The organism is Flavobacterium sp. Root935, assembly GCF_001429295.1.
Lineage (GTDB): Bacteria > Bacteroidota > Bacteroidia > Flavobacteriales > Flavobacteriaceae > Flavobacterium.
Genome location: NZ_LMJL01000011.1, coordinates 97,371 through 123,222, shown reverse-complemented (window position 1 = coordinate 123,222; position 25,852 = coordinate 97,371). Strand labels below are relative to the sequence as shown.

Below are 25,852 nucleotides of genomic sequence, written 5' to 3'. Positions count from 1 at the left end.
TTTAATTCAGTTTTGATGCAAAAGTAAATTCGTAGCTAGCCAATAAATCGGGATGGAAAATTTTGATATAATCTTTTAAAACTAAATCAGGTCGGCTTGGTGCCAATTCGTAATAAACGGTGCCGCCAGTTGCTCCCAATTTTCCTTCAAAATTATAAACGCTTTTATTTTTAAAAGCGTCGAATTCTCCGTAATGCGGATTTGCTTTTTGTAATTCTTCCAGATTTTTAAATGAACCCGAAGCAATCCAAATGTTGGCCGTTTTGGCTTTGTCTAAAACTTTTTCAAAAGATAAACCTTCGCTTCCAGTTCCTTTTAAATCTGCCCACAAATAATTGGATTTCGCATCTTGCATAAATTGCGCAACCCAGCTGTTTCCTTTGGCAACATACCAAACATCTTCGTACATTGAACCGTACAAAACTTTTGAAGTAGCTGGCTTGTCTGCTACTAATTTTTTAGCCTGATTATAACTCTCTACAATTTTATCAAAAAGTTCCTTGGCTTGATCTTCTTTACCAAATAAAGCACCGTAAAGCTTGATCCATTCTGCTTTTCCAAGTGGGGATTGTTCCATCCAATCACCTTGAATCAAAACTTTTAAACCGCTTTTTTTCAGATTATCCAGCATCGGATTATTATTATCAACTCCAAAAGTTACAATCAAATCTGGAGATAATTCGATTAACTGTTCAATGTTCAGTTTTTCATTCTGTCCAACGTTTTTTACGGAACCTTTGTCAATTAATGCTCTCGTTTTTTCTGATGAAATATAATCGGTATGCGGAAATCCGACCAATTTACTTTCCACTTCAAGCATTTCTAAAAACGGAATATTAGTTGTTGAAGTCACAACGACAGAGTTTAACGGAACCTGGACTGTAGTATAAGTTTGAAGGCTGTCTGGAACCTTTGCATCTTTTTCTTTTAAAATATATTTGAAATCTTTATTGGCATTTGGCCATGGATTTGAGACAGTTACAACCGAATAATCCTCATATTTTACGATAGAAAGTCCTGTTGCATATTCGATACTGTTTTTTGCATTTTCAGCTTTTACAATTTCAGCTTTCTCATTCTTCTTACATCCGATAAGAATAAAAAAAGAAGCCGCAAAAATCATTTTAGGTAATAAATGTCTCATGTTTTATGTTTTGGATGAAACAAAGGTAAAGTATTTTATATTTTTTTTGTTTACCTTTATTCTTACAAATTTAAACAATTGTATCTTTACAACATGAATACCACAAAAATGAAAATTTGCTCAAGCTGTGAATCTGAATTCAGCTGTGGAGATATATCTATAGAAAACAAATGCTGGTGTAATGATTACCCGCCAATCTTCAATCTCTCTGAAGGCGGAGATTGTCTTTGCCCTGTCTGCTTCAAAGAAGCCTGCGAAGACAAAATAGAGGCCTACATCGAAACTATTACTCCTCACAATGCTCCGAAAAATAAAGCCATATCTTTGCCCAAAACAGAAAAATTAATCGAAGGTATTGACTATTACATCGAAGATGGTAATATGGTTTTTAAAACTTGGTTTCATCTTAAACGAGGAACCTGCTGCGGAAATGACTGCAGACATTGCCCGTATTAATTGTTAATTATAAATTGTTAGTTGTTAATTATGAAAAACAACATCGTAAAAAATAAAAGTTTTGAATTTGCAATCAGAATTGTCAAAATATATCAGTATCTCAGCAATGATAAAAAAGAATTTATACTTTCCAAACAACTTCTTAGATCAGGAACAAGTATTGGCGCAATGATTCGAGAAGCAGAACATGCCGAAAGTAAAAGTGATTTTATTCATAAATTTGCTATTGCGCAAAAAGAAGCAAATGAGGTTATTTATTGGCTGGAATTATTAAAAGCAACTGATTATTTAAATCAAAAAGAATTTGAAAACATCAACAATGATGCTGTTTCAATTTTAAAATTAATAACCAGCATCATTAAAACATCAAAAAACCAATTAAGCAAAAGTAAACTTCTTCCTAATTAACCATTAATAATTAACAATCAACCATTAAGATGATTTACCTAATTACCGGCGGTGAGCGTTCTGGCAAAAGCAGTTATGCTCAGAAACTTGCTTTGGAACTTTCTAACTCTCCTATATATGTAGCAACTGCTCGAAAATGGGACGATGATTTTCAAAATCGCATAGACCGCCATCAGCAGGAAAGAGACGAGCGCTGGACCAATATTGAAAAAGAAAAATTTTTAAGCGAAATTGATTCTTCTGGTAAAACAGCTTTAATTGACTGCGTAACTCTTTGGCTGACTAACTTTTTTGTCGATCATAAAAATAATGTCGATCTAAGTCTCGAAGAAGCTAAAAAAGAATTCCTCTCAATTGCCAGTCAAAAAGATACTAATTTAATTATTGTAACTAACGAAATTGGAATGGGCGTTCATGCTAGTACAGAAATCGGACGAAAATTTACCGAATTGCAAGGCTGGATGAATCAGTTTCTAGCTTCAAATGCAGATGAAGTAGTTTTGATGGTTTCGGGAATTCCGGTTAAGATAAAAGGGGAAAATTCCAAAATTTAAATTCCAAATTCCAAAACTTAGGAAGAGAATTCAAAATTTTAAAATCAAAATTACAAAGCTATGCTTTATCTTTACTAGAATGTTATCCATTTTCGAATTTGGAATTTGGAATTTAAAATTGGAATTTAAAATGAGCAATCTAGAAGATATATTAAAATCACGCCGCGACACCCGACATTTTACAACTGATGAAGTTCCTGATGAAGTAATTCAAAAAGCTTTACAGGCTGGACATTGGGCGCCGTCTGTTGGTTTGACTGATGCTACGAGATATTATATTATTAAATCGGATGAAGTAAAGACTTCAATTAAAAAACTATTTTTAGATTACAACAAAAAAGCCGAGGAACTTACCGACAATCCCGAACAAAAAGAACTCTACCGATCGCTCAAATTAGAAGCAATTGAAGAAGCGCCAATCGGGCTTATTATTGCTTATGATCGTTCGGTTTTAAACCAATTCACTATTGGGACTATTGGGAGTAATGAAGCTGTGAAATTTAGTTCGGTTTGTGCGGCTCAGAATATTTGGCTCTCTCTGACTGAACAAGGTTACGGAATGGGCTGGGTTTCGATTCTGAATTATTATCAGTTTAAAAAAATCCTTGATTTACCTGAGAATATAGAACCGCTCGGATATTTCTGTATTGGAAAGCCAGCAACGAACTATAATAACCAGCCAATGCTGCAGCAATTGCATTGGAAACAAAAATCAGAAGCTCCGATCTGCGCTGAAATCAAAGAAATTCATCAAATAAACATTTCTGATTTTGAAGAAAAATCTCAAAATGAAATCGAAACTAAACCCGATTTCAACAAACTGCTGCAAGAAAAAATAGATTCAAAAACAAAACCGGTTGGTTCCTTAGGAACATTAGAAACCTTGGCTTTTCAAATGGCAAGTGTTTTTGAAACTTTAAATCCTAAAATTGAAAAACCAAATATTGTTGTTTTTGCTGCAGATCACGGAATCGCTAATCATGGCGTAAGCGATTATCCGCAAGATGTTACGCGACAAATGGTAACTAATTTCCTTGAAGGAGGCGCCGCAATTAATGTTTTCTGCAAACAAAATAATATTGAATTATCAATTGTTGATGCTGGTGTAAATTATGATTTCCCAACAAATGCAAATTTAATTGATGCAAAAATTGCCAAAGGCACTCAATCATTTCTGCATATTCCTGCAATGAGCGAAACCGAAGTTCAATTGTGCTTTGATAAAGGAAAAGATATTATTGAAAGAATTGCTAAAACAGGTTCTAACTGCATTGGATTTGGAGAAATGGGAATAGGAAATACTTCTACAGCTTCTGTTTTAATTAGCCTTTTAACTGATTTTCCTATTGAAGAATGCGTTGGAAAAGGAACTGGAGTTGAAAATGAAAAATTAATTCTGAAACAAAATATTCTAAAAAAAGCACTCGAAAATTATTCCAGTCAAGCCGATTTAATTTCACAGCTTTCTTATTTTGGCGGTTTTGAAATCATACAAATGGCTGGCGGAATGCTGGCTGCCTTTGAAAATAAAATGCTGATTTTAGTTGATGGTTTTATTTGTACCACAGCTTTTTTAATCGCTTATAAAATCAATCCGAATATAAAGCAAAATGCAGTTTTCTGTCATTGCTCTGCAGAAAAAGCACATTCTAAATTGCTAGAATATTTAGATGTCAAACCTATCTTAAATCTTGATTTACGTTTAGGTGAAGGAACGGGCTGTGCGATTGCTTTTCCTATTTTAAAATCGGCTGAGGCTTTTTTGAATGAAATGGCTAGTTTTGAAAGTGCTGGCATAAGTAGGAAATAGTAATTACTCTATTTTCTACAAATAATTATGTTTCATTATGATTTATTCTCACTTTTGTCATTTCGACGAAGGAGAAATCTCCATTAGAAAGTCCACAAAGTTGAGCCTCTTTTAGAACGGAATTACTTGCGGAGATTTCTCCTTCGTCGAAATGACATACTAAATGAAAACCCAATCTAAATGAAAAAAGAACTACATATTTTCTTCACCTGTTTAATGTTTTACACCAGAATTCCTTGTCCAAAAAACATAACTCATCATCCTGATTATTTAAATAAAGCCACACGATATTTCCCTTTTATTGGCTGGATTGTTGGAACAATTTCATTTCTGGCTTTCTATCTTTTTTCGCTTTTTCTTTCTACAGAAACTGCTGTAATTTTTGCAATTATTGCTTCTGTTTTAACAACCGGCGCTTTTCACGAAGACGGATTTGCAGATGTCTGTGACGGATTTGGCGGCGGCTGGACCAAAGAAAAAATCCTAATGATTATGAAAGACAGTGCCATTGGCGCTTACGGAGCAATCGGATTAGTTTTACTTTTTTTATTAAAATTCAAACTGCTTGCAGAATCCATTTTACTTTTCACAAATAACATTTTACTAATTTTCCTTTTATTTATTTCTGCTCATTCACTAAGCCGTTTAGCCGCAATAAGTATCATTTTTACTCACGAATATTCTCGCGAAGATGCTTCTAGCAAAAGTAAACCAATTGCAAAACAATATACTTGGAAAGAAGTTTTTGGCTCATGCTTTTTTGGTTTAATTCCGTTAATTGTATTTTCTTTTTTTGATTATAAATTGATTTTAGCTGTAATTCCTGTTTCTATAACTAGATATTTTTTAGCCCGTTACTTCCAAAAGTGGATTGGCGGTTATACAGGTGATTGTTTAGGCGCAACCCAGCAAGTCTGCGAAGTTGTATTTTATTTAAGCATTTTATTTTTATGGAAATTTATTTAGTCCGTCATACCGAAACTATCTGCGAAAAAGGAATCTGTTACGGACACTCTGATGTAAATATTGCAGAACCCTTTGATGAAATATTTGGTAAAATTATTTCAGAATTACCTTCAAAAGCAATGATTTTTTCAAGTCCATTAAAACGTTGTTCAATTCTTGCTAAACATATTCAAGAGAATGTAAATACAATTTCATATCAGGAAGATAATCGTCTAAAGGAAATGAATTTTGGAGATTGGGAATTGAAAAGCTGGGATGAAATTCCGCCCGAACAACTCAATCCGTGGATGGAAGATTTTGTAAATATCAAAGTTTCAAATGGCGAATCGTTTGTAGAGTTACATGAAAGAGTTGGTGACTTTTTAAATGAAATTTCACTGCTAGAAAATCCTATAATTATTGTTTCTCATGCAGGAGTCATCAGAAGTATTTTATGTCATCAGACAGAAACTCCCTTGATAGAAGCTTTTAAAAATAAAGTAAATTTCGGACAAGTTATCAGAATAAAGCTCTAATTTTCTGTAATGTTTTACATTTTGCTTCGAAAAGCTAAACAAATTTTGAATATTCAATATTTTTAACTTTATCTTTGCAGCCAATTAAGGTTGTGTTTTTATAAAACACATTAAAAGGGAATCAAGTAATTTCTTGAGCTGTACCCGCAACTGTAAGCTGAGTTCTTAAACGAATGCTTGTTGTAAACTACAAAACCACTGCTCGCCCATGGCGAATGGGAAGGTAAACAACAAGACGCAAGCCAGGAGACCTGCCTTTGTAACAATATCGAGCTCTCGGGAAAAAGAGTGTAGAAATTATGACTATAAAACTAAGGTTAGCTTTTTGTTTATTATTGTTGTGCCAGATTACTTTGGCGCAGAGCGATTCTATTACCAGTTTGAAAGAAGTTTTTGTTTCAGACAAAAACTTAAAAAAATACTCAGCATCGCAATCTGTTTTAAAACTTAATGATTCCATTATTAATAAAAATGAGGCATTGTTAACTGATTTGCTGAATTTTAATTCTACTTTATATTTTAAAGAATATGGTCGCGGAATGCTTTCGACTGTTTCTTTTAGAGGAACGACTTCTTCCCAAACAGCAGTAATTTGGAACGGAATAAATATTAATTCTCAAATGAATGGAAGCACCGATTTTAATACTATTTCCAGTTCAGATTATAATTCAGTCAGTGTTAAGGCTGGCGGTGGAAGTGTAATTTATGGAAGCGGCGCAATTGGAGGAACCGTTCATTTAAATAATGACTTATCTTTTTTAAATCGTTTTGAAAATAACTTAAGATTAGATTACGGCAGTTTTAATACTATTGGTATTAATTACAAAACATCTATTTCAAATAAAAAATGGAGCACACAGATTGGTTTTTCAAAAAACAGCTCCACAAACGATTATAAGTATTTGAATCGCTATACTTGGAGAGGCGAACAGCGCTGGAACCAAAACGGGCAGTATGATATTATTACTTTGAATGCAAATGTTGGGTACAAAATAAACGAAAACCATATTTTAAGGCTGTATAGTCAAACTTCAAATACAGACAGAAATACATCTTTAATTGTAGAAACAGAAACCAAAAGCAAGTACGTAAATGGTTTCAACAGAAACCTGCTTGAATACGATGGAAATTTTGGAAAGCTGAAAACCAATTTTAAGACAGCATATATTTTTGAAAATTATCAATACTTTGCTGATAATAGCGCTAATAATTTTACGTACGGAAAAACCGAAAATTTGATTACAAAGTTAGATTTAGATTATACTTTATTTAAATCTACTCAGGTCAACGGAATTATAGATTACAGCAGAACAAATGGTTATGGAACTAGTTTTGGAAGTCATGTTCGCGAAATCAGTTCGGCTTCTTTGTTGTTAAGGCAAGATATCGGCGATAACTGGAAAAATGAAATTGGTGTTAGAAAAGAATTTACCAATAATTACAAATCACCGCTTTTATTCAATTTAGGCTCTTCTTATAAATTCAATGATTGGTACAATTTAAAGTTGAATATTTCTAGAAATTTCAGAATTCCAACTTACAACGACTTGTATTGGGAAACTGGAGGAAATCCGAACTTGAAACCAGAAAACTCTTATCAGGGAGAAATTGGCAATGTGTTTACATTTAAAAATTTCACTTGGACGCAGAATTTTTATTATATAAAAATAAAAGACATGCTGCAATGGGTGCCTGGAACTGGTGGTATTTGGACACCGCAAAACCAGGATAAAGTCAACAGTTATGGAACTGAAACTTTATTAAGCTGGAGAAAAAATTATGGTAAAAACAATTTTGCAGTAAATGCAACGTATGCTTATACCATATCTCAAGATGAAAAAACCAAAAACCAAATCTTTTTTGTTCCTTTTAATAAAGCAACTGGAGCAGTTTCCTACTCAAGAAATAAAGTAAGCGCTTACTATCAAATTCTTTACAATGGTTTTGTTTATACAACCGCCGATAATAGTAAGGATGAAATTATAAACGATTATTTAATTTCAAATATCGGAATCGATTATGATCTTAAATTTTTAGATTCTTTTAAAATAGGTTTTCAGGTTTTAAATCTTTTAAATAAAGACTATGAAAGCCTAGAAAACAGACCAATGCCAGGTCGCAATTTCAATGTGTATTTAACCTTAAAATTTTAATATATGAAGTTCAGTAAATTACTTTTAATAGCGTTAAGCATTTCGTTATTCGTTTCTTGTTCAAGCGATGATGACGATACTCCAAAAGGCGCTTATGACAATGGTTTTTTTATTTTGAATGAAGGAAGTTCAAGTGTTGGAAGTGTTTCATTCTCTAGCAATGATTTTAGTTTGTTTACAAAAGATGCTTATAAAGCTGAAAATGGAAATGATTTGGTTGGAGGATATTTACAGAATATCTTTTTTGACGGAGATAAAGCTTATATCATTGCAGGTGGTTCCAATGTGATCAATGTTGTAAACAGATATACTTTTAAATTGATTGCAAAAATTGATTCAGGTCTTGCAACTCCAAGATATGGTGTTGTGAAAGATGGAAAAGCTTATGTTACCAACGCAAATACGTATTCGTACATTAATCCAGCAACAGGAGATACTGATGATTTTGTTGCTGTTATTAACTTAGCTACTAATAAAGTAGAGTCAAAAATTGAATTAAACGCAACTGCAAACAGATTAGTTCTAGAAGATGGTAAATTATACATCACTGAACCAAACAGCAGCAGTAAACTTTTAATTGTAAATATTGCTACAAAAGCAGTTGAAACTTTAGAAATTGGATATAGTGCAGATTGTATCGAAGAAGAAAATGGTAATTTATATATTCTTAGAGCACCATTTTCCGGTAATGGTGAATTAGTAAAAGTTAAATTATCAGACAAATCCGTTTCTAAAATTGGATTCCCAGACAGTTTAGCTGGAGTTGGTCTTATGGATATTGAAGACAACAAAATTTACTACACAGCAGGAACTTCTGTTTATGCAATGGGCATTAACGCAACAGCGCCTTCTACAACAGCAATTGTTACGATAGCTGATAGTTATATATACGGATTTGCAGTAGAAAACAATCGTATTTATGTTGCAGATGCAAAATTCGATAAAGATAGTAAAGCATTCATTTACGACTTAGCTGGAAATCTTCAAAAAGAATTAGCAACCGGTGCAGGATCAAACGGTTTTTACTTTAACGATTAAACTATTTAGAATTAGTTTTTGTTTTTTTTACGAAAAAGGCTTTCATTTCTGAAAGCCTTTTTTATTATTTGAATTTTATTTAATATAGTTTTGGTGCAGTTTTAAGATACATACCATGTTTCAATCCGTTAATGATTTTTGAATCTGTTACGTAAGGAAACTTCGGTTCCAAATCATTAAAAGTTCTTTTAGCAGTTGCGCCCGTAATTTTCGAAATAGCTAAACTAAGTAACGGCTCAGATGTTTCTCCTAAAACGCCATAAGTGCTAACTTGTTCGTTCTGCTCGTATGTTGGCTGTAAACCTTGAGTATAATCTCCAAAATTTGCTGAATTTGTAATCTTTAAAACCAAAGGCTGCATTGCGTATTTATGATTCGGATTTACGTTCTTTTTAGTCAAAGTTTCTGAATCATAAACTGTAAATGAACCTACATTCTTTCCAGTTGTAATTTCTCCAATTTGAACAACATTGATATAAGGTTTTAACCCATTTATCACTAATTCACTTGCAGAAGCTGTACTTTCTGTTGTAATAATATAAACCGTGTTTAAATTTAAACTGTTTAATGATTTTCCATCAATATTATTAACGAATCTTTCATTCAGACTTTCTAAGTCATCACCGCTTAGACCTTCCATTTGTTTAGCATTAAACGTCATTTTTGAAAAAATCTGCCCTGGAAACTGTCCCGTAATCATACTTGCAAGTCTAGTTGAAGATGTAATAGCTCCTCCTCCATTATAACGAAGATCTAAAACTAAATCTGTTACCCCTTGTGCTTTTAATTCGCCAAAAGCTTGATTTAATTTATCATCGTATTCAGAATAAAAACCATTATACATTAAATAACCAATTTTATGACTTCCTGAAGTAATCACTTTATTGATGAAAATTGGATTTTCTTCTAAAACTGTTTTCGTTAAAGCAACCGATTTACCATTCAAAACAAAAGTACTTCCGTTATAATCTGCTAGATTTAAAGTATAGCTATCTTGATTCAATAACAATTGCTGGTAATTAGAAACAGTAAGTTTTGTTCCGTTCACGCTTGTAAACAAATCGCCTCTTTTAATTGCTTTTGTAGAAGCATCAGAATTTGGTATAATATAACGAACATATCCAACAACATCATTTGACCCAGAAGAAATAAGGCTTAGTCTAAAATCGACTCCGTTATTTTTGGTAATACCGCTTAATTCTTGTTCCAAAACAGTATAGTCATCAACAATCCAGCTGAAACGGTCAATAGCCCCTCCGTTCGGGTATTTACTTTCTGGTTTATTCAATAAATCTTCAAACAAATCTTCCGGCTTAGAATAACCTCTTAAAAAAGTATCGAAATCAGGTTGAAGATTACGTCCATCAGCTAAATTAGGCACATCTGCCTGCCATAAATAAACTTCATTTAATCCTCTCCATATAAAATTATTAACTTGTAAGTCTGCTGGAGCTGCAACGTCATCTTGATCTTCACAAGACTGCAAAGAAAAAGCTAGCAAAAAAAGAAAGAGAATACTCTTTAAAGGTGTTTTCATATCAATTGGGTTTCTTAGTGGTATAAACGTAAAAGTAGTATCTTTAGTTTTAGCTTCGTCAAAAAAGCAGTATTTTTTTTACGTAAAAAAAATATTTATTTTTTGTTGTAACAAATATAATTGTACCTCGTCTTGACTATATAAGCTAACGATTAACCATCAGTTTAATGAACCAAGTTGTATTTATAGAATTAATAAATCCTTTTAAAGACAAAGTTTTTCGTCTGGCAAAAAGATTGCTTACAAGTACTGAAGAGGCCGAAGACGCCACTCAGGAAGTAATGGTAAAATTATGGAATAAAAAAGAAAATCTGGAAAACTATAACAGCGTCGAAGCTTTAGCTATGACAATGACTAAAAATTATTGTCTCGACCAATTAAAATCTAAAAGAGCCAGTAATCTGCAGATTGTTCATAATAATTTTACCGACAGGGAACCGCAGTTAGACAAAAAGCTGGAAGATGAAAATAGTCTAGAATGGGTTGAAAAAATTATAAATCAGCTTCCAGAACAAATGCAGCTGCTGATTCAGCTTCGGGATGTTGAACAATATGAATTTGACGAAATAGCGAAAATTGTCAATATGAACGAAACTGCAATACGAGTGGCACTTTCGAGAGCGAGAAAAAAAATTAGAGAATCAATGACAAATACACACCTTTATGGAACTAAATAAAATAGAAAATCTATTAGAAAAATACTTTCAGGGAGAAACAACGATTGCCGAAGAAAAAGAATTAAGAGAATACTTTTCTTCACCAAATGTTGCGCAGCATTTGGAGCAGTACAAGTCTATGTTTGGCTATTTCTCTCTAGCAAAAGAACAGAAATCGACGTATGAAATTCCACTACAAACTAAAAAACGAAATGTGGCGTGGTTATCGATTGCGGCTTCAGCTGTGATTTTGCTGGGAATTGGAACCTATTATTTTGCAAGCGAACAAAGTACTACTACTACTGCCGTAGCTTCTAAAACAGAATTAGGAACCTACGATGATCCCGAAGAGGCGCTAAAAGCGACACAAAAAGCTTTGGCTTTATTATCAAACAATGTTAATGTAGGTATTGAAAGTGTACAGTACATTAAAGAATACGAACAATCAAAAAACAAAATTTTTAAACAGTAATTAAATTTAAATCAAATGAAAAATTTCATCATAACTCTAGTTTTCGCATTTGTTACAAACGTTTTTTATGCACAAGGTGCTTTTGACAAATTTGATGGTCAAGACGATGTAACCTCTGTAATTGTAAACAAAAAAATGTTCGATTTAATGAGCAAGGTAAAAGTTGATGCTTCTGATAAACAGACACAACAATACATTGCTTTAATTAAAAAATTAGATTATTTAAAAGTGTTTACCACTAAAAATCCAAAAATTGAAGCAGAAATGAAAGCTTCAGCAGACAAATACATTAAAACTGCAGGCCTTGAAGAATTGATGCGTGTAAATGACAGCGGTAAAAATGTTAGAATCATGGTAAAATCTGGCGCATCAGATACGCAGATAAGAGAATTGTTAATGTATGTTGACGGTGCTAAAAACGATGAGACTGTTTTATTATCTTTAACTGGTAATTTTGATCTAAACGAAATCTCAGTATTAACAGATAAAATGCAGCTTCCAGGAGGTTCTGATTTAAAGAAAGCTTCTAAAGGCAAAAAATAAAATGAAGACAACTATTTTCACCTTAGCACTTATAGCTTTGCTAACTTTAGGAAGCTGTAACTCTGAACCAACATTACAAAAGTATTTTGTTGAAAACACAGAAAACAAAGATTTTATAGCATTGGATATTTCACCTAATATTTTAAATCTTGAAAAAACGAAACTTTCAGCAGAACAAACTGAAGCGGTAAATTCTTTCGAAAAAATGAATATTCTGGCTTTTAAAGCAAATGATAAAAATCAGGCGCAGTTTGAGACAGAAAGAACAAAAGTCAATGCCATATTAAAAAATCCAAAATATGAACAATTAATGAAATTTGGATCTGGTAAAGACGGAGCTTCTATTAGTTATGTAGGATCTGAAGACAACATTAAAGAATTTGTCATATTCCTTAATCGAAAAGAAACTGGCTTTGCTGTAGTTCGTGTTTTAGGTGAAGATATGAATCCGAATAATATTATGACTTTAATGTCTGTTTTACAAAAATCTAAAATTGATATGGATCAATTGAAACCATTAGAACAACTTATTAAAAAATAACGTCTTACTTTTTAAACCAAAAGAAGCTCCAATAAATTGGAGCTTTTTTTATAGCCCGTTAATAACAAGGCTTTTACAAAATTACAATATTAACAAATATTTTTCTACATTTACATCCAACATAACCTTTAAATACCACTAATGAAAACACCAAAAATTCTCTTTCTTTTTTTAGTTTTAGTTCTAAACAGCTGTTCAAGCGATAACAGTGAAAATTCAGAAGATCCAACCGCTCCAACATCAAAATTTGCAATGAATGCTAAAATTGATGGAACTTTGTGGGAAATGAACAATCCGTTCAATTCAAATTTTGCAACAAAACCATTATACACCTACTATCCCACAGCTGAATATATTCAATTACAGGGGAGAAAAGGTGTAGATGAAATAATTTTATATATTAAAAGAAGCGATCTAAAAATTGGCACTTATCCTATCACGTCAGAAACTTATGATGCCTCAAAAACACAAATTCAATTTATCTTTAATACAAAACCAAAAAACCAATATGTCGCCAAAGGAACTTTGTCTATAACTTCGATTGATTTAAATACAAAAATCGTCGCAGGAACCTTTTCTTTTAATTGCGTTGAAGATTATTCAAAGCCAATTGGTGCAAATAATCCAGTTACAACACAAGTTACAGATGGTACTTTTAATTATAAATATGATGTTGCCTACTAAGTAACAAAAAACAAAAAAGCTCCAATTTTCATTGGAGCTTTTTTTATATCAGAATTTGAGATTATTTACTCAAATACATTTTTCTTCTAGAGTACAATTCGTAGAATTGATCGTCTTTTAAGTCATCAATAAACAAGATGCTTTCTCCTGTAGATTTCATTTCTGGTCCTAACGCCTTGTTTACGTTCGGGAACTTGCTGAAAGAGAAAACTGGTTGCTTAATTGCATATCCTTTTAATTGCGGATTGAAATCAAAGTCAGTTACTTTGTTGTGGCCTAACATTACTTTTGTAGCGTAGTTTACATAAGGTTCTCCGTAAGCTTTTGCAATAAATGGAACCGTTCTAGAAGCTCTTGGATTTGCCTCGATAATGTAAACTGTATCGTCTTTTATCGCAAACTGAATATTAATTAGACCTACAGTTTTTAAAGCTCTCGCAATTTTATGTGTATGATCTTTAATTTGCTGCATTACAAATTCTCCTAAGTTAAAAGGAGGTAATGTCGCGTTACTATCTCCAGAGTGAACTCCACAAGGCTCAATGTGCTCCATAATACCAATGATGTAAACATTTCCATCAGCATCACAAATGGCATCAGCTTCAGCTTCGATTGCTCCAGCTAAATAGTGATCGAGAAGTAATTTGTTTCCTGGAATTGTTTTCAACAAATCGATAACGTGTTCTTCAAGTTCTTTTTTGTTGATTACAATTTTCATTCCCTGACCTCCTAATACATAAGAAGGACGAATTAAAAGTGGGAAATCTAAACTATCAGCTAAGTTCGAAGCTTCGTCTGCCGTTTCAGCGATTCCGAATCTTGGGAAAGGAATATTTAATTCAGTTAATAAGTCTGAGAAACGTCCTCTATCTTCAGCTAAATCAAGTGCATCAAAACTAGTTCCTATGATTTTTACACCATATTTAGATAATTTGTCTGCTAATTTAAGAGCTGTTTGTCCACCAAGCTGTACGATTACACCTTCTGGTTTTTCGTGCTGGATGATATCGTAAATATGTTCCCAAAAAACTGGCTCAAAGTATAATTTATCAGCAGTATCAAAATCTGTAGAAACCGTTTCAGGGTTACAGTTAATCATGATTGTTTCGTAGCCGCATTCTTTTGCTGCTAAAACTCCATGCACACAAGAATAATCAAACTCAATTCCCTGACCAATTCTGTTTGGTCCAGAACCTAGAACAATAACTTTCTTTTTATCTGTAACAATACTTTCGTTATCAACAAAACGTTCTCCGTTTGCTTTTTCGATTTCAGCTTCAAAAGTTGAATAGTAGTAAGGAGTCAGCGCTTTAAACTCAGCGGCACAAGTATCAACTAGTTTAAACACACGGTTAATGTTTTGCTCCATACGTAAAGAATGTACTTCACTTTCTAGACAATTCATCATGTGAGCAATTTGTCTGTCTGCAAAACCTTTTTGTTTTGCTTCAAGTAATAATTCTTTAGGAAGATTAGAAACTTTATAGTTTGAAATTTCTTTCTCTAAAACATAAAGTTCTTCGTATTGTTTTAAGAACCACATATCGATTCTTGTAATTTCATGAATTCTGCTCAACGGAATTCCCATTGCGATTGCATCATAAATTACAAATACTCTATCCCAGCTTGCGTATGTAAGCTTTTCGATAATCTGCTCGTAATCTTTATATCCTTTTCCGTCAGCCCCTAACCCATTTCTTTTAATTTCTAAAGATTGAGTTGCTTTGTGAAGCGCCTCCTGAAAAGAACGCCCGATTCCCATAACTTCACCTACAGATTTCATCTGAAGACCTAAAGTTCTGTCAGATCCTTCAAATTTATCAAAGTTCCAACGTGGTATTTTTACGATTACATAATCTAAAGTTGGTTCAAAAAGAGCCGAAGTCGATTTTGTAATTTGATTTTGTAATTCATCTAAGTTGTATCCTAAAGCCAGTTTAGAAGCAATTTTAGCAATTGGATAACCAGTTGCTTTTGATGCTAATGCAGAAGAACGAGAAACACGAGGGTTAATCTCGATTGCTACGATATCTTCTTTTTCGTCTGGCGAAACTGCGAATTGTACGTTACATCCTCCAGCAAAGTTTCCGATACTTCTCATCATCAAGATTGCGTAATCTCTCAGTTTTTGGAAAGTTGTATCAGATAAAGTCATTGCAGGTGCAACTGTAATCGAATCTCCAGTATGGATTCCCATTGGGTCCATATTTTCGATTGAACAGATAATTACAACATTATCGTTTTTATCTCTTAAAAGTTCTAATTCGTATTCTTTCCATCCCATCAAAGCTTTATCAATTAAAACTTCGTGAATTGGAGAAGCTTCAAGACCTCTTGTTAAAAGCTCATCAAAATCTTCTTTTTTGTAAACTACTGCAGCTCCTGTTCCTCCAAGTGTAAACGATGGACGAATTACAAGTGGAAAACCAAATTCCTGAGCAATTTCTTTTCCTTCTAAATATGAAGTAGCCGTTTTTGCAGGTGCAGTTGGTACATTGATTTTTTCTAAAAGCTGTTTAAACTGCTCTCTGTCTTCTGTAATATTAATTGCGTTTACGTCAACTCCAATTAATCTTACCCCGAAATCCTGCCAGATTCCTTTTTCTTCCGCTTCCAAACACAAGTTCAAAGCTGTTTGTCCTCCCATTGTTGGTAAAACAGCATCAATTTGTGGATGTTCCTTAAGAATCTCAATAATCGATTTTGTCGTTAATGGTTTCAAATAAATATGATCGGCCATAGATGGGTCGGTCATAATCGTCGCTGGATTTGAGTTAATCAAGATAACTTCAATTCCTTCTTCACGAATAGAACGTGCAGATTGAGAACCTGCATAGTCGAATTCGCAAGCTTGACCAATAACAATAGGTCCCGAACCTATTATTAAAACGGATTTAATTGATGTGTCTTTAGGCATTTTGTATGTATTGTGTAGTTATATAAAGTACTTCTAAAAAACATTCGTAGTCTATTCTAAACTAGAATGTTGTAAAAAATTTTACCGACAAGGTATAAAAAAAGGCGATACTAAAAAAGTAATCGCCTTATGTATGTTTATACAAACATTATTTTTTGTGTCTAGGTTCGCTAGAAACAGTTAATTTATGTCTTCCTTTTGCTCTTCTACGCGCTAGAACTTTTCTTCCATTCGCAGAAGCCATTCTGTCCATAAATCCGTGCTTATTTCTTCTTTTTCTTTTCGATGGTTGAAATGTTCTTTTGCTCATTGTTTTGTATCTTTAAAATGGTATCTAATATCTCTTTTTCTAGTTTTCGATATCGTTGCTCAAAAACCGAGTGCAAATATACAAAGACTTTTTTTTCTGGCAAGTAGTTTTATAAAAATATTTTTAATTCCTTTTACTATCTTTGCAATCACAAATTTACATTAATTATGTTTCACAAAAATATTAAACTTATTTTGGCCGGACTTCTTGTTGTAGCTGGCATTTGGCAATTTACAGAAAGTAATATCGGAAATGGTATTTTCCTTATTTTACTAACTGCGATTCCAATTTTTCTTTATTTTAAAAACGAATTTATCCTTTTAGCTTTCCTAAAATTAAGAAAACAAGACTTTGAAGGAGCTAAAAAATGGTTATCATATATTAAAAATCCAGAAGGGGCATTAGTAAGAAAGCAGCAAGGTTACTTAAATTACTTACAAGGAATCATGTTGTCTCAAACAAATATCAACCAAGCAGAGAAACATTTCAAAAAAGCTATCGAACTTGGACTATCAATGGATATGGATTTGGCTGTAGCTAAATTGAACCTTGCAGGAGTCGCAATGTCACGCAGAAGAAAACTTGAAGCAACTAATTTATTAAACGAAGCTAAAAAATTAGACAAACAAGGAATGCTGAAAGAACAAATTTCTATGATGAAAGAACAAATGAAGAAAATCTAACGATTTTTAAATTTCAATATTTAAATCCCAAATTCCAATTTACTGGTGTTTGGGATTTTTTTTTATTGCAAAGTATCCTTACGAGGTACAAATTTCATTTGAGAAATAACCATTTTATTAATTTCTTTGAAATCTATTTTTTTATTTATTTGAGCAAATTGCAGTTGGCGCTTAAGCCTATCTAATGTTTCTCCAAAAAGCCAAAATTGTTTAGGACCTGAAATACCATGAATTTTAAGCTTTCTAGTCTGTTCACCCTTATTCAATAGAAAAACATTAGTTTCTCCATCATTAACTAAATCATTAAAAACTTGATTCTTTGGAAAAGTTAGAGTATCTAATAAATTTTGAATTCTTTCTTTTTGCTCTTTATTTAAAATTGCAAAAGAAGTCTCTTGTTTAATTCCATAAGCACCTACACAATAGAGCGTATCTGAAGAATTAAACTTCAAATAATAAGATTCATGAATATTCCATTTGAAAAAAGTAAAATCATAATCTTTCTTTGGAGATTCACAGCCAACTAAAATTAGCCCCAAAACAATTATCAATATTCTCATATTTTATTAATTCTCTTTATAGATTTACTTGCGGAGATTTCTCTCCCGAAACCTCGGGATCGAAATGATAAGATTGCGGATAATCTTCATGACAAAACCTCTATCAAAATTTTGACAAAGCCTGAAAACTTAAAACATTCAACTTGGAATTTGGAATTTAACTCTTTTAGTCTTCCAATATAATCGAAGGCAAATTCTCATTCAGCCATTTATACTTATTGAGAATCATAATATGTGTTCCGCCTTTTACGATAATACACTTATTAATGTATTTGATTGGAAAAACCTCGTCTTGATCTCCGTGAATGTGAACTACATTTTCATCAATTTGATTTCTGTCCCAGCGAATCACACTTTCTACAGCCCATTGCAGATAACCCAAATCACGTACAGATAAAAACTTCTCATAGAGTTTAATTCTCTTATTGACTTTTTCGCCAAATGAAAATTTAGCTAGTTTTTCAATATTTAAAATCAACTGCATCGGAATTAGCTTGTATGCTTTTGTGGTTTTCCCTATTTTCATTCTTCTAGGAAATTCAACATTGCTTCTCACACTCGATATAATAATAACTTTTCGAGTTTTGATATATTTCGCCATTTCCTGAACTAAAATCCCGCCAAAAGAAACTCCAATTAAAACAGGATTTTCATGTTTTATATTTTTACTGATTCGAAGTGCATAATCGGCTAGTGTTTCTTTAGGTTTTGGGATTTCCCATTCTAAAAGACACATTTCAAAAACATCTTCATCTAATTGTATTCTTTCAAAAATAGATGAACTTGCTGCCAGGCCCGGCATAAAATAAACTGGAATTTTACTCATACTATTAAAATGAAATTACCTTGTGACATTTATTTTAAAAAAAATAAAGTTACTTTTTAATATCATCTTAATCAAATTTCGCTCCATATTATTACTTCAACTTAAAAAAATAAACTTAGAAACAATTACTTAAACTTTATCTCTTCAAAAAATAATTTAATATTGAAAATCAAATGATTACCTTTGTATTTGAAATATTTTTTGGCTTTAAAATCTTATAAAGAATTTTCTGTCAATACTATTTCAATTCCCAAATTCAATTTATAAACATAACCTTAAAAGAAATTACTATGGAAACTTTTGTAACTATGGAAATCAAAGACAACACTTTTGCACGCCAATTTGAAACTGTCGTACCTGAAGGAATGCTGGCAGTTGAATACTCATTTCAGGAAAAAAAAATCTTCTTAACCAAAATCAACACACCAGATTCGTATCAAAATGAAGAAGCTATTAACGCTTTACTTAAAAACATTTTAGAATTAAGCTCTGAAAAAAATTACAGAGTTGTTCCAATTCATCCAAAGATTGTTTCTTTTTTCAAAAAAAATCCTAGATATAAAGAACTGCTTCCTCCTGGAATTAGAATCTAAAAATATCCAATAATTCGGAGCCACAATCCTCCAATTACCATATAAATAAAGAGCATAACTAAACCAGTTATAAGTCCTTTGACCCACCAGCTCTTTAAATCGACGTAGCCGCTCCCAAAGAAAACGGGTGCCGGACCATGACCATAATGCGTTAATGTTCCGTAAAGCGAACCTATAAAACCAAGCATAAAAGCAAGCAGCAGTCCTGGAATTCCAAGCGAAACTCCTACGCCAAGCAATGCCGCATACATTGCCGCTACGTGTGCTGTTGCACTTGCAAAAAGGTAATGACTAAAAAAGTATACAAGCACAATAATCGGGAAAGCCATTTGCCAGCTTAATCCACCAATTTCTGCTTTTACAAGATCACTAAACCACGCAATGAAGCCTAATTCATTGAGCGAACTGGCCATCATTACTAAAACAGAAAACCAAACAATTGTATCCCAAGCTCCTTTTTCGGCTTTTACATCATCCCAAGTTAAAACCGAAGTCAGCAATAAAATTACTAATCCTATAAATGCTGTTGTTGTCGCATCAATAGAAAATAAATCTCCAGTCATCCAAAGAAAAAGAAGTATAAAAAACGTCAGCAGCATCATCCATTCGTTTCGGGTTATTGCTCCCATTTCTTTTAATTTCTGAGATGCAATCTGCGGCGCATCGGCTGTTTTTTTCAATTCTGGAGGATAAATTTTATACAACACAAACGGAATGACAAAAAATGCACATAAACCTGGAACAATCGCCGCAGCTGCCCACGACATCCAAGTTATTTTTATTCCTAAATTAAGCGCAAATTTTTGACACATCGGATTACTTGCCGTACCTGTTAGAAACATTGAAGATGCTATCAAATTCATATTATAACTATTTAAAGTCAAATACGAACCCAGCTTTCTGTGTGTCTCGGGCTGATCAGGCATTGAGCCAAAACTCATAGCCATGGACTTCATGATCGGATAAATAATTCCTCCTCCTCTAGCCGTATTACTCGGTACAGCTGGTGCTAATACTAAATCAGCTAGTCCTAAACCATAAGCCAATCCTAAAGAACTTTTTCCGAATATTTTAATGAATAAAAAAGCAATTCTATTTCCTAAACCTGTTTTGATAAAACCTCTGGCTATAAAGAATGAAATTCCAATTAACCAAATTACTTTATCTCCAAAACCTCTCAAGGCCAAAGTAATCGATTTTCCTGGATCGCCTGGAGCCAAAACCTGTGACATTGCCGTTAATGCAATTGCAATCATACACATAGTCCCCATAGGAGCTGCTTTCAAGATAATTCCTAAAATTGTAGCTACGAAAATGGCAAATAAATGCCAAGCTTCTATGACAACGCCATTTGGTGCAGGAATAAACCAAATTGCAATTCCAATTGCCAGCGTTATCAGGGTCTGAGGAATTTTTACTTCTTTCATAAAAAACAAAATTTAGGTGAATTAAAGTCGTAGTTGTAATTGAATTAAGAATAAATCATCATTATAGGTTGATGTATCTGGAATACTTCTATCAAATCGATCAATTTCAAATCCTAATTCTATTCGACCCGTATAGGCTTTTCCAAATTCCAAACTTACCATTGGCGTATAGGTCTGCCTTACATTTGAATTGACCTTATAACTAGGATCAAATGTTTCGTAACGACATGATAATTCTAAAGCAGTCAATTTTTTGTAGTTTACAACATATCTCAGATTTGGCAGAAAATAAATCCCTCGCATTTGATAATCAGCAACATTATCTGTTCTGCTTTCTACTGGCAGAGAAAAATATAAGTTATGATTTGTTCCTTGTTTGTATTCGATTTGAAGATCGAAAGTAAATCTGTCTGTAAGTTTAAAATCACTGGTTATATCTGCACCAATTGCAAAAACATCTTCTTTAAACACTTTTCCGAAACCTCCGTTTAAACCCAGATTAATTTTGTGTTCTTTTGATAATTCGAAAACCCATCTTGTAGAATATTGTTTTCCGTTATCCTTATCCATTTCTACATTTTTTCCATTTCCATTTAATACAGAAACAGCGTAATTGACTGGAATTTTTCCGATATCGAAAGCTCCAGTTGCGGAAGCTCCTATCTGAAAGCTGGTCCATCCATTTTTTCCGAATTCGTAATATTGATTTGAAAAGTCAAAAGATTTTATAATATCCACCGGAACAAGCTCTTCTATACCAAATGCAGGACGGAATTGCCCTCCTGTTAGAGCAATGTATTTACTAAAAGTATACTTTCCATAGGCATTTTCCAAAACTTTACCTTTTGTATCCGATTTAAAATCAGCTAAATTGACTAGGATCACAACTTCTGTTGCTTCACTTAATTTGGTATTTAAACCAACACGCATTCTTTTAATATCAAAAGACTGCTGTGTAACATCACCAGTAGAGTGGTGAACCCCTAAAACATCAACATTATCGCCAAAACTTTCTAGATATCTTGCCTGCAAAAGACCTTTGATTTGGTATTGTGGATATTTTACCTCGTTTTCTGGCTTTTCAGTTTTTCCACTTTCATTTACATCGTCTTGGGCTTGTAGCAAAAGCGGAGTTAAAAAGAAGAAAAAAACAATTGGAAATAGTAGAATTTTATTCATAGACTTCAAATAGATAAAATATTAGTTTTTTTATACAACTGAATTCAAATCAGAATTATGCTTTTTGAAAACCAAAAAGCTAACTACTTACAGCTAAAACGAAATGGGACTACTAAAATAGCAAAAAAACACATCTCTTGTAAAAAAAGTTGCATTAAAATAATGTTATTAAAAATAAAAAAAGCACAAGAATTAACTTGTGCTTTTAATTTGAATCTATTTTGATTTATTTTTCGATCTCTCTCATAGAGTCCATTTTCTTATGAGCAAGGAAACCTGCAACATCTTCAAAGTGTTCTTTTACTCTTTTATTTCCGAACTCAAAAACTTTAGTTGCTAAACCGTCAAGGAAATCACGGTCGTGAGAAACTAAGATTAAAGTTCCGTCAAAATCACGAAGCGCATCTTTGATAATATCTTTCGTTTTCATATCCAAATGATTCGAAGGCTCATCCAGAATCAATAAGTTTACAGGTTCCAACAATAATTTTATCATTGCCAAACGTGTTTTTTCTCCTCCTGAAAGCACTTTTACTTTTTTGGTAATGTCATCACCTTGGAACATGAAAGCACCTAAAATATTTTTAATTTGTGTTCTAATATCTCCAACTGCAATACTGTCAATTGTTTCAAAAATCGTTGCGTTTTCATCTAGTAAAGCCGCTTGATTTTGAGCAAAATATCCAATTTGTGCATTGTGACCGATTTCAACACTTCCAGAATCAACACCAATTTCTTTCATAATCGCTTTGATCATGGTCGATTTTCCTTCACCATTTTTCCCAACAAATGCTACTTTCTGACCACGTTCGATTACAATATTTGCATCTTTAAAAACAACATGATCTCCGTAAGATTTAGACATTTCTTTTACAATAACAGGATATTGTCCAGAACGCGCTGCAGGCGGGAATTTTAAACGCAATGCTGAAGTATCTACTTCATCAACCTGAACAATTTCAAGTTTCTCCAGCATTTTTACACGAGACTGCACAGCATCTGTTTTAGAAAATGTTCCTTTAAAACGATCAATAAAAGCACGATTTTCTGCAATCATTTTTTGCTGTTCATCATATGCTTTCTGCTGATGGATACGACGGTCTTTTCTTAATTCTAAATAGTGAGTATATTTTGCTTTGTAATCGTAAATTCTTCCCATTGTAACCTCAATAGTACGATTTGTAATATTATCTACAAACGCTCTATCGTGCGAGATCACTACAACAGCTTTGGCTTGGTTCAACAAGAAATCTTCTAACCATTGAATACTTTCAATATCCATGTGGTTCGTTGGCTCATCCAGTAAAATTAAATCTGGTTTTCTCAATAAAATTTTAGCCAGTTCGATACGCATTCTCCATCCTCCAGAAAATTCAGAAGTCTGACGTGTAAAATCTTCGCGCTCAAAACCTAAACCAACTAATATTTTTTCAACTTCAGCTTCGTAATTTACTTCTTCAATAGCGTAAAATTTTTCGCTTAAGTCAGAAACTCTCTCGATCAATTTCATGTATTCGTCACTTTCATAATCTGTACGAACCGTTAACTGTTCATTGATTTCGTCTATTTCAGATTTCATTTTAAAAATCTCACTAAAAGCTTTAGATGCTTCTTCCATAACAGTCGCGCCATCTTCAGTAAGTAAATGCTGCGGCAAATAAGCAATTACCGCTTCTTTTGGAGCAGAAATACTTCCAGTTGAAGGTTTATTTACACCAGCAATTATTTTTAAAAGTGTCGATTTTCCCGCACCATTTTTACCCATAAGGGCAATTTTATCATTTTCATTGATAGCAAAAGAAACATCGCTAAAAAGTGTAGTTCCACCAAACTGAACCGAAATATCGTTAACTGTAATCATTTAGATTTTTAGATTTTAGACTGCTTAGATTTTTAGATTTCTAAGCAAGTATTTTTTTGAAAGCGCAAAGATAGATTTTAATTGTATAATGTACCAATTAGGGAATTAGAAAATGTGACAATTTGATAATTAGATCATTTGTTTAATTTGAAAATGTGTCATTTTCAAAATTCACAACAAAACAAAACCCGACAGGTTTCAAAAACCAGTCGGGTTTGCTAAAAATTATCTCATTTTCAAATTGACTAATTAACTAAATAAATCAGTCTTTTCTCCATTTTTTGGTTTCTTCAAAAATGTGTTCTAAGATTGCGGCTTCAGTTTCATCAAACTCAATGTTTCTGCGTCCCATAACCAGTTTGGCTGTTTCAAAAGCTTTTTTGGTTACATAAGTTGTAAAACCCGCTGCGCCTCCCCAAGAAAAACTTGGCACAAAATTACGAGGAAAACCAGATCCGAAGATATTGGCACTTACTCCAACAACAGTTCCGGTATTAAACATTGTATTGATACCACATTTACTGTGATCTCCCATCATTAAACCACAAAACTGAAGTCCTGTTTTTGCAAAACCTTCTGTTTCATAACTCCACAACTTAACCTCTTCGTAGTTATTTTTCAGGTTTGAATTATTAGAATCGGCCCCTATATTACACCATTCGCCTAAAACAGAATCTCCTAAAAATCCTTCATGTCCTTTATTCGAATTTGCAAAAAGTACAGAGTTCTTAACCTCTCCTCCAATTCTAGATCCCGGCCCTACAGTTGTCGCTCCGTAAACTTTGGCAGACATTTTTACTATTGCATTTTCGCATAAAGCAAAAGGTCCTCGAATTACAGTTCCTTCCATGATCTCCGAATTCGCACCTATATATATAGGACCATTTGAAGCATTTAAAGTTACAAACTCCAATTTGGCTCCTTCTTCAATAAATATATTTTCGGGTGCAATTACATTAACGCTTTTTGGAATTGGCTGCGATTTTCGATCTTCTGTCAAATAATTAAAATCCTGACGGATCGCTGCATCATTTTTAGAAAAAATATCCCAAGTATGTTCAATAGTTATACAGTCATCATTGTACTGAATAATTTCATAAGAATCAAAATCGACTTCTTCTTGGTTTTCGGTTGCAAAAAATGCAATTACATCTTCTCCTTTAAAAATGGCCTGATTTTCGGTTAAGTCAGAAATCATCTCTACGAGTGTATAATTTGGCAAATACGCTGCATTGATCATTACATTTTCTTCCATTTCAACCATTGGAAATTTTTCCGATAAATATTCTTCGGTAATAGTGGTAATTGTTGAACCTAAACGTTTTTCCCATTTTTGACGGATGGTCATAATTCCGACCAAAATATCAGCCACAGGCCTCGTAAAGGTAAAGGGTAATAACGCATTCCGAACGGGCCCGTCGAAAAGAATGTAGTTCATAAATAATTGAGTGTTTGTTAAAATTTGATTTGGTTACCTGACCCCAAAGTTACAAATATTTTACGGGTTTACTAAAAAACCACTTTAACGAAAAGTAATATTTAACGCATAAAAAAAGCCTTCCAGATCTGGAAGGCTTTTGTATAATGTAAAACAGCTATTATTTTTTAGCGTGTTTAGCGTATTTAGTTTTGAATTTATCAATACGTCCTGCAGTATCGATAAGTTTAGATTTACCAGTATAAAAAGGGTGAGATGTTCTAGAAATCTCCATTTTTACAACTGGATACTCAACTCCGTCAACTTCAATTGTTTCTTTTGTATCTGCAGTAGATTTAGTGATAAAAACGTCATCATTTGACATGTCTTTAAATGCAACTAATCTGTAATTTTCTGGGTGAATTCCTTTTTTCATCTTTATCTTTTATTTATTGTTTGGAGTATTTTTATTTTGAAGCTTTTTCATGGTTAGAAAAAGGTGTAAACAAATGATACTCTTTTTGTTTAAAAACTTTTAATTATTTTTGAGTGTGCAAATTTACAATTCTTTTTTAATAAACAAATACTTAGCCCACTTTTTT

Annotated in this window: 26 protein-coding genes and 1 riboswitch; of the genes, 15 read left to right on the top strand and 11 right to left on the bottom strand. The window is 32.9% G+C overall.

Annotated elements, in window-relative coordinates; translation table 11 throughout:
• Position 1 precedes the first annotated feature (1 nt).
• A complete protein-coding gene (locus ASE40_RS14385) occupies positions 2 to 1,144 on the bottom strand; it encodes an ABC transporter substrate-binding protein (protein ID WP_057117782.1) in 1,143 nt (380 codons plus the stop codon).
• Between the two features lie 108 nt (positions 1,145 to 1,252).
• On the opposite strand from ASE40_RS14385, the gene ASE40_RS14380 reads away from it, so the two are divergent.
• From ASE40_RS14380 to ASE40_RS14345, 8 genes are all read left to right on the top strand, one after another.
• Complete coding sequence (locus tag ASE40_RS14380; protein WP_241774374.1) at positions 1,253 to 1,600, top strand: DUF5522 domain-containing protein; 348 nt, start codon at positions 1,253 to 1,255, stop codon at positions 1,598 to 1,600.
• Positions 1,601 to 1,630: 30 nt separating this feature from the next.
• Positions 1,631 to 2,008 (top strand): four helix bundle protein, encoded by a 378-nt coding sequence (locus tag ASE40_RS14375; protein WP_198530121.1) that lies wholly within the window; start codon positions 1,631 to 1,633, stop codon positions 2,006 to 2,008.
• A gap of 29 nt (positions 2,009 to 2,037) precedes the next feature.
• Entirely contained in the window at positions 2,038 to 2,562 is a 525-nt protein-coding gene (gene cobU / locus ASE40_RS14370; protein WP_057117779.1) for a bifunctional adenosylcobinamide kinase/adenosylcobinamide-phosphate guanylyltransferase, read from the top strand.
• A gap of 130 nt (positions 2,563 to 2,692) precedes the next feature.
• Complete coding sequence (gene cobT, locus ASE40_RS14365) at positions 2,693 to 4,372, top strand: nicotinate-nucleotide--dimethylbenzimidazole phosphoribosyltransferase (protein ID WP_057117840.1); 1,680 nt, start codon at positions 2,693 to 2,695, stop codon at positions 4,370 to 4,372.
• Positions 4,373 to 4,552: 180 nt separating this feature from the next.
• The gene (locus tag ASE40_RS14360) at positions 4,553 to 5,338 is read left to right on the top strand and encodes an adenosylcobinamide-GDP ribazoletransferase (RefSeq protein ID WP_057117778.1); all 786 of its coding nucleotides are present in this window, start codon (positions 4,553 to 4,555) and stop codon (positions 5,336 to 5,338) included.
• Positions 5,323 to 5,853: an alpha-ribazole phosphatase gene (gene cobC, locus ASE40_RS14355; RefSeq protein ID WP_057117777.1), complete on the top strand. Its 531-nt coding sequence runs from the start codon at positions 5,323 to 5,325 to the stop codon at positions 5,851 to 5,853. The genes ASE40_RS14360 and cobC overlap by 16 nt, the downstream gene beginning before the upstream one ends.
• A 70-nt stretch (positions 5,854 to 5,923) precedes the next feature.
• Positions 5,924 to 6,127: riboswitch (cobalamin riboswitch) on the top strand.
• 25 nt (positions 6,128 to 6,152) lie between these two features.
• Positions 6,153 to 8,006, top strand: coding sequence for a TonB-dependent receptor plug domain-containing protein (locus ASE40_RS14350; protein WP_057117776.1), 1,854 nt, complete (start codon positions 6,153 to 6,155; stop codon positions 8,004 to 8,006).
• A gap of 3 nt (positions 8,007 to 8,009) precedes the next feature.
• Positions 8,010 to 9,044 (top strand): YncE family protein, encoded by a 1,035-nt coding sequence (locus ASE40_RS14345; protein WP_057117775.1) that lies wholly within the window; start codon positions 8,010 to 8,012, stop codon positions 9,042 to 9,044.
• Positions 9,045 to 9,123: 79 nt separating this feature from the next.
• Here ASE40_RS14345 and ASE40_RS14340 read toward each other — a convergent pair whose 3' ends face one another.
• Entirely contained in the window at positions 9,124 to 10,581 is a 1,458-nt protein-coding gene (locus ASE40_RS14340) for a S41 family peptidase (RefSeq protein ID WP_057117774.1), read from the bottom strand.
• Positions 10,582 to 10,748: 167 nt separating this feature from the next.
• On the opposite strand from ASE40_RS14340, the gene ASE40_RS14335 reads away from it, so the two are divergent.
• From ASE40_RS14335 to ASE40_RS14315, 5 genes are all read left to right on the top strand, one after another.
• Positions 10,749 to 11,258, top strand: a complete 510-nt coding sequence (locus tag ASE40_RS14335; protein WP_057117773.1) for an RNA polymerase sigma factor — start codon at positions 10,749 to 10,751, stop codon at positions 11,256 to 11,258.
• On the top strand, positions 11,245 to 11,709 hold the full coding sequence (locus ASE40_RS14330; protein ID WP_057117772.1) for a hypothetical protein: 465 nt from the start codon (positions 11,245 to 11,247) through the stop codon (positions 11,707 to 11,709). Before ASE40_RS14335 ends, ASE40_RS14330 begins: the two co-directional genes overlap by 14 nt.
• A gap of 15 nt (positions 11,710 to 11,724) precedes the next feature.
• Positions 11,725 to 12,252, top strand: coding sequence for a DUF4252 domain-containing protein (locus ASE40_RS14325; protein WP_057117771.1), 528 nt, complete (start codon positions 11,725 to 11,727; stop codon positions 12,250 to 12,252).
• A gap of 1 nt (position 12,253) precedes the next feature.
• Complete coding sequence (locus tag ASE40_RS14320; protein WP_057117770.1) at positions 12,254 to 12,793, top strand: DUF4252 domain-containing protein; 540 nt, start codon at positions 12,254 to 12,256, stop codon at positions 12,791 to 12,793.
• 141 nt (positions 12,794 to 12,934) lie between these two features.
• Positions 12,935 to 13,477, top strand: coding sequence for a hypothetical protein (locus tag ASE40_RS14315; protein WP_057117769.1), 543 nt, complete (start codon positions 12,935 to 12,937; stop codon positions 13,475 to 13,477).
• Between the two features lie 61 nt (positions 13,478 to 13,538).
• Here ASE40_RS14315 and carB read toward each other — a convergent pair whose 3' ends face one another.
• Together carB and rpmH are read right to left on the bottom strand one after the other, a co-directional pair.
• Positions 13,539 to 16,394: a carbamoyl-phosphate synthase large subunit gene (gene carB / locus ASE40_RS14310; RefSeq protein ID WP_057117768.1), complete on the bottom strand. Its 2,856-nt coding sequence runs from the start codon at positions 16,392 to 16,394 to the stop codon at positions 13,539 to 13,541.
• Between the two features lie 148 nt (positions 16,395 to 16,542).
• A complete protein-coding gene (gene rpmH / locus ASE40_RS14305; protein ID WP_008464848.1) occupies positions 16,543 to 16,704 on the bottom strand; it encodes a 50S ribosomal protein L34 in 162 nt (53 codons plus the stop codon).
• Positions 16,705 to 16,871: 167 nt separating this feature from the next.
• Between rpmH and ASE40_RS14300 the strand changes: the two genes are divergently transcribed.
• Positions 16,872 to 17,387, top strand: coding sequence for a hypothetical protein (locus tag ASE40_RS14300; RefSeq protein ID WP_057117767.1), 516 nt, complete (start codon positions 16,872 to 16,874; stop codon positions 17,385 to 17,387).
• A 62-nt stretch (positions 17,388 to 17,449) separates the two neighbouring features.
• Here the strand turns inward: ASE40_RS14300 and ASE40_RS14295 are convergent, their stop codons facing one another.
• Entirely contained in the window at positions 17,450 to 17,947 is a 498-nt protein-coding gene (locus tag ASE40_RS14295) for a hypothetical protein (protein WP_057117766.1), read from the bottom strand.
• Between the two features lie 166 nt (positions 17,948 to 18,113).
• Positions 18,114 to 18,773, bottom strand: a complete 660-nt coding sequence (locus ASE40_RS14290) for a hypothetical protein (RefSeq protein WP_057117765.1) — start codon at positions 18,771 to 18,773, stop codon at positions 18,114 to 18,116.
• 290 nt (positions 18,774 to 19,063) lie between these two features.
• On the opposite strand from ASE40_RS14290, the gene ASE40_RS14285 reads away from it, so the two are divergent.
• Entirely contained in the window at positions 19,064 to 19,366 is a 303-nt protein-coding gene (locus ASE40_RS14285) for a GNAT family N-acetyltransferase (RefSeq protein ID WP_230406408.1), read from the top strand.
• Here the strand turns inward: ASE40_RS14285 and ASE40_RS14280 are convergent.
• The 5 genes from ASE40_RS14280 to ASE40_RS14260 form a co-directional block, all read right to left on the bottom strand.
• Positions 19,363 to 20,793 (bottom strand): anion permease, encoded by a 1,431-nt coding sequence (locus ASE40_RS14280; RefSeq protein WP_057117764.1) that lies wholly within the window; start codon positions 20,791 to 20,793, stop codon positions 19,363 to 19,365. The two genes, ASE40_RS14285 and ASE40_RS14280, sit on opposite strands and share 4 nt — an antisense overlap.
• Positions 20,794 to 20,814: 21 nt before the next feature.
• Positions 20,815 to 21,972 carry a porin gene (locus tag ASE40_RS14275; RefSeq protein WP_057117763.1) on the bottom strand — a complete coding sequence of 386 codons (1,158 nt, stop codon included), beginning with the start codon at positions 21,970 to 21,972 and terminating at the stop codon, positions 20,815 to 20,817.
• 226 nt (positions 21,973 to 22,198) lie between these two features.
• Complete coding sequence (gene abc-f, locus ASE40_RS14270; RefSeq protein WP_057117762.1) at positions 22,199 to 23,833, bottom strand: ribosomal protection-like ABC-F family protein; 1,635 nt, start codon at positions 23,831 to 23,833, stop codon at positions 22,199 to 22,201.
• A 262-nt stretch (positions 23,834 to 24,095) separates the two neighbouring features.
• Positions 24,096 to 25,271 carry a GlmU family protein gene (locus tag ASE40_RS14265; RefSeq protein WP_057117761.1) on the bottom strand — a complete coding sequence of 392 codons (1,176 nt, stop codon included), beginning with the start codon at positions 25,269 to 25,271 and terminating at the stop codon, positions 24,096 to 24,098.
• 160 nt (positions 25,272 to 25,431) lie between these two features.
• Positions 25,432 to 25,686 carry a type B 50S ribosomal protein L31 gene (locus ASE40_RS14260; protein ID WP_011921626.1) on the bottom strand — a complete coding sequence of 85 codons (255 nt, stop codon included), beginning with the start codon at positions 25,684 to 25,686 and terminating at the stop codon, positions 25,432 to 25,434.
• Positions 25,687 to 25,852: the final 166 nt, after the last annotated feature.

What these genes read in the sequence shown, in the direction of transcription:
- ASE40_RS14385 (WP_057117782.1), bottom strand. Translation starts at nt 1,144, where the DNA reads ATGAGACATTTATTACCTAAAATGATTTTTGCGGCTTCTTTTTTTATT.
- ASE40_RS14380 (WP_241774374.1), top strand. Translation starts at nt 1,253, where the DNA reads ATGAAAATTTGCTCAAGCTGTGAATCTGAATTCAGCTGTGGAGATATA.
- ASE40_RS14375 (WP_198530121.1), top strand. Translation starts at nt 1,631, where the DNA reads ATGAAAAACAACATCGTAAAAAATAAAAGTTTTGAATTTGCAATCAGA.
- cobU (WP_057117779.1), top strand. Translation starts at nt 2,038, where the DNA reads ATGATTTACCTAATTACCGGCGGTGAGCGTTCTGGCAAAAGCAGTTAT.
- cobT (WP_057117840.1), top strand. Translation starts at nt 2,693, where the DNA reads ATGAGCAATCTAGAAGATATATTAAAATCACGCCGCGACACCCGACAT.
- ASE40_RS14360 (WP_057117778.1), top strand. Translation starts at nt 4,553, where the DNA reads ATGAAAAAAGAACTACATATTTTCTTCACCTGTTTAATGTTTTACACC.
- cobC (WP_057117777.1), top strand. Translation starts at nt 5,323, where the DNA reads ATGGAAATTTATTTAGTCCGTCATACCGAAACTATCTGCGAAAAAGGA.
- ASE40_RS14350 (WP_057117776.1), top strand. Translation starts at nt 6,153, where the DNA reads ATGACTATAAAACTAAGGTTAGCTTTTTGTTTATTATTGTTGTGCCAG.
- ASE40_RS14345 (WP_057117775.1), top strand. Translation starts at nt 8,010, where the DNA reads ATGAAGTTCAGTAAATTACTTTTAATAGCGTTAAGCATTTCGTTATTC.
- ASE40_RS14340 (WP_057117774.1), bottom strand. Translation starts at nt 10,581, where the DNA reads ATGAAAACACCTTTAAAGAGTATTCTCTTTCTTTTTTTGCTAGCTTTT.
- ASE40_RS14335 (WP_057117773.1), top strand. Translation starts at nt 10,749, where the DNA reads ATGAACCAAGTTGTATTTATAGAATTAATAAATCCTTTTAAAGACAAA.
- ASE40_RS14330 (WP_057117772.1), top strand. Translation starts at nt 11,245, where the DNA reads ATGGAACTAAATAAAATAGAAAATCTATTAGAAAAATACTTTCAGGGA.
- ASE40_RS14325 (WP_057117771.1), top strand. Translation starts at nt 11,725, where the DNA reads ATGAAAAATTTCATCATAACTCTAGTTTTCGCATTTGTTACAAACGTT.
- ASE40_RS14320 (WP_057117770.1), top strand. Translation starts at nt 12,254, where the DNA reads ATGAAGACAACTATTTTCACCTTAGCACTTATAGCTTTGCTAACTTTA.
- ASE40_RS14315 (WP_057117769.1), top strand. Translation starts at nt 12,935, where the DNA reads ATGAAAACACCAAAAATTCTCTTTCTTTTTTTAGTTTTAGTTCTAAAC.
- carB (WP_057117768.1), bottom strand. Translation starts at nt 16,394, where the DNA reads ATGCCTAAAGACACATCAATTAAATCCGTTTTAATAATAGGTTCGGGA.
- rpmH (WP_008464848.1), bottom strand. Translation starts at nt 16,704, where the DNA reads ATGAGCAAAAGAACATTTCAACCATCGAAAAGAAAAAGAAGAAATAAG.
- ASE40_RS14300 (WP_057117767.1), top strand. Translation starts at nt 16,872, where the DNA reads ATGTTTCACAAAAATATTAAACTTATTTTGGCCGGACTTCTTGTTGTA.
- ASE40_RS14295 (WP_057117766.1), bottom strand. Translation starts at nt 17,947, where the DNA reads ATGAGAATATTGATAATTGTTTTGGGGCTAATTTTAGTTGGCTGTGAA.
- ASE40_RS14290 (WP_057117765.1), bottom strand. Translation starts at nt 18,773, where the DNA reads ATGAGTAAAATTCCAGTTTATTTTATGCCGGGCCTGGCAGCAAGTTCA.
- ASE40_RS14285 (WP_230406408.1), top strand. Translation starts at nt 19,064, where the DNA reads ATGGAAACTTTTGTAACTATGGAAATCAAAGACAACACTTTTGCACGC.
- ASE40_RS14280 (WP_057117764.1), bottom strand. Translation starts at nt 20,793, where the DNA reads ATGAAAGAAGTAAAAATTCCTCAGACCCTGATAACGCTGGCAATTGGA.
- ASE40_RS14275 (WP_057117763.1), bottom strand. Translation starts at nt 21,972, where the DNA reads ATGAATAAAATTCTACTATTTCCAATTGTTTTTTTCTTCTTTTTAACT.
- abc-f (WP_057117762.1), bottom strand. Translation starts at nt 23,833, where the DNA reads ATGATTACAGTTAACGATATTTCGGTTCAGTTTGGTGGAACTACACTT.
- ASE40_RS14265 (WP_057117761.1), bottom strand. Translation starts at nt 25,271, where the DNA reads ATGAACTACATTCTTTTCGACGGGCCCGTTCGGAATGCGTTATTACCC.
- ASE40_RS14260 (WP_011921626.1), bottom strand. Translation starts at nt 25,686, where the DNA reads ATGAAAAAAGGAATTCACCCAGAAAATTACAGATTAGTTGCATTTAAA.